Source organism: Christiangramia marina (genome assembly GCF_048285865.1).
In the GTDB taxonomy this organism is placed as follows: domain Bacteria; phylum Bacteroidota; class Bacteroidia; order Flavobacteriales; family Flavobacteriaceae; genus Christiangramia; species Christiangramia marina.
Genome location: NZ_JBLVTK010000003.1, coordinates 366,786 through 369,773, shown reverse-complemented (window position 1 = coordinate 369,773; position 2,988 = coordinate 366,786). Strand labels below are relative to the sequence as shown.

The window sequence follows — 2,988 nt, the reverse complement described above, 5'->3', positions numbered from 1 at the left end:
AACCAAGCAGGGCAGGGTTTTTGAAACTAAAATACTTTTTATAAAACCGGTTAAGGTTAATGCACTTACGTATATAGGTGTTAAGGAATTGGATAGCGAGAAAACCAAGATTGTCTGGGGAACTAGAGGAAACCTTGCGTTTCCGCTTACTATCATTAGCATTTTTTATTCCCCCGAAAAAGCAATGGGAAATAACCTTGATCAGGGATTAAAGGAATTAAAACAGATTCTCGAAAATCGCTAATTCTTCTGAAGAACTTTGTATTCTTCGTAACAGCCGTTGATGGCATTTAAGATTTGCAGATCATTTGCCGTTCGCATAAAATCTTCAGAATAGTTGCAATTATTCAGGATTTCATCAATTTCAGCGCGGTTTACCTGTAATAACGCCATTAAGGTTTCCCGATCAAATTTGTTCCGAAGGAGATCTTTAATATCTTCATCCTTCTTCATCTCCCTGAGTTTCCGCATCTGTTTTGGTCTTGCGCCAAATATATTATAGACGAGATCTGCAGGATTGGAAAGGGAGCGTAATGCCTTCGTTACAGCGTTGGGAGATTTGTCACCACCTTCATATCCAGAATTTAAACCAGAAATACTATAGCGGTAATTATCATAAATTGGAATATTCTTAGCGTCGATCTCAAGGTAGCCTGTAAGGTTATTGGAAGTAACCGTTACTTCTTCAAGATCAAAACCCAGCTCGGTCATCTTAACCTTTACATTTCCGTACTTAAGCCAGTCATTGGTGACTCGAACTCTAATCGATCTAAATCCCAGATAAGAGAAATATAAAGTATCATTAACAGTTGCCTGAAGTTTGAATTCCCCTTCTTCACCAGTAGTAGAACCTTTAACCTGGTTAAGGTTCACAATATGTACATTTTCAATAGGCTTGTCATTAGCCGCATTCATTACCGTACCGGCAACAATATCTACTTCCTGTGCAGATAAGATACCTGTAAGTAGAAAAAATAATAGGGGTAAATATGTTTTCATAGCAATCGAGCCTAAAAATAGAAAATCTTCATAAAAAACAGTGCCAAACTTAAACTAAGTTTGGCACCTTTTATTTTATGCTTTCGATCTTCTTCTTTTTATAGAACTCTCGACATTTTTGTTTCGGCTTCCTTTCCGGTTACCTTTTTTGTCTCCTCGATCTGAACCGCTACGTCTTTTTCCGAAGCTGCCTTTATCGTTAAAGCTTTTTCCGCCGCCTTTACGACCGCCGCCACCGCCTCTTTCTCGTCTACGACCACCGCCGCCATCAGACTTCTGGTCTTTAGTGATTTCCACATTCACATATCTACCATTTTGCTGATATTCTGTAAATGTTTTAAGAATTAGATCAGCGTGCTTCTCATCTGTATTAAAGAAAGAAAAACTTGCTTTACAGTCTACTTTAAAGATATCATCCCTATCAAGGTTTAGTTCACCTGTAAGGAAGTCTTTAAGACTCTTCCAGTCATAACCATCTTTTGAACCTACATTTATGAAATACCTTGTATTACCTTCTGAAACTTCTGGTCTACCTCCTGCAGATTCTGAAGTAAGATCTGGAGCCTTTTCATAATAGTTAAAGAAACGAGTGAATTCAACTGAAAAGAATTTTTTTATCAATTCTTCTTTAGTGAAATCTTCCAGGGCTTCATTAATGTTTGGAAGATAAGGATCAATATCATGATTGATCTCCGTTTTCTTTATATCATTCGCTAGATGGAATAACTGGATCTTACAGATCTCTTTTCCATCAGGAATTTGCTTTTCTTCAAATTTCTGCTGAATGATCTTTTCAATAGTACGGATCTTACGAACCTCACTTTTGGAAATGATCACCATAGATACACCGCTCTTACCAGCTCTACCTGTTCTACCGCTACGGTGAGTATAGGTTTCTATTTCATCTGGTAACTGGTAGTTGATTACGTGAGTGATATCATCTACATCAATTCCACGAGCAGCAACATCTGTAGCTACCAGCATTTGGATTTGTCTACTTCTAAAACTCTTCATTACCAGGTCACGTTGGTTCTGGCTAAGATCACCGTGCAACGCAGCAGCGTTATAACCATCTTCTATCAGCTTTTCCGCAACCTTTTGAGTATCTCTTTTTGTTCTACAGAAAATTACTGAGAAGATATCAGGATTAGCATCTGCCAGCCTTTTTAGTGCATCATATCTGTTTCTATGATTTACCAGGTAGTACTCATGAGTAACGTTAGACGTTCCCATGTTCTTTGATCCTACTGTGATCTCAACAGGATCTGTCATGAATTTCTTAGCGATCTTTGCAACCTCCTTTGGCATAGTAGCTGAAAACAACCATGTCTTTTTGTGTTTTGGAGTGTGTGAAAGAATGCTTTTGATGTCTTCATAGAATCCCATGTTCAGCATCTCATCTGCTTCATCAAGAACACAATAGTTAATAGAAGAGATATCTGCAAGATTTCTTCTAATCATATCCTGCATTCTCCCTGGAGTTGCAACTATGATCTGAGCTCCTCTTTCGATCGCTCTTGCCTGATCTGTAATACTAGCGCCACCGTAAACGGCAACCACATTTAGAGATCTTTTGTATTTACTGTAGTTCTTCAACTCATTGGTGATCTGTAAACACAGTTCACGAGTTGGCGATAAAATTAAAGCCTGAGTTTTTTTAGAATTGGAATCTATTTTCTGGATAAGTGGAAAACCAAAAGCTGCGGTTTTCCCTGTTCCTGTTTGTGCCAGAGAAACCAGGTCGGTTTCCTGAGATAGAAGAATAGGAATTGATTTTTCCTGTACTTCACTTGGGGTTTCGAAACCCATGTCGTTTATGGCCTGTAGCAAATCTGCGTCCAGTCCGAGTGCTTGGAATGCGTTCATTCTTTTTTGTAAGTATTCGATTATCGTATGTAAGTGTTACATAAGAAGCGAATCGACATACTTAAACCTAAACTTCCAGTAACACATCCTCACCCTGAGGAATTTCAAGCCGCAAAGATACGT

The 2,988-nt window shown here is 38.5% G+C and carries 3 protein-coding genes; 1 reads left to right on the top strand and 2 read right to left on the bottom strand.

The window, feature by feature from the left end; translation table 11 throughout:
* On the top strand, positions 1-244 hold a 244-nt coding region (locus ACNKXS_RS12515; RefSeq protein WP_470272071.1), incomplete at its 5' end, for an SRPBCC family protein.
* Here the strand turns inward: ACNKXS_RS12515 and ACNKXS_RS12510 are convergent.
* On the bottom strand, positions 241-999 hold the full coding sequence (locus tag ACNKXS_RS12510) for a carboxypeptidase-like regulatory domain-containing protein (RefSeq protein WP_141877886.1): 759 nt from the start codon (positions 997-999) through the stop codon (positions 241-243). The two genes, ACNKXS_RS12515 and ACNKXS_RS12510, sit on opposite strands and share 4 nt — an antisense overlap.
* Positions 1,000-1,074: 75 nt before the next feature.
* A complete protein-coding gene (locus ACNKXS_RS12505) occupies positions 1,075-2,865 on the bottom strand; it encodes a DEAD/DEAH box helicase (RefSeq protein ID WP_417921134.1) in 1,791 nt (596 codons plus the stop codon).
* Positions 2,866-2,988: the final 123 nt, after the last annotated feature.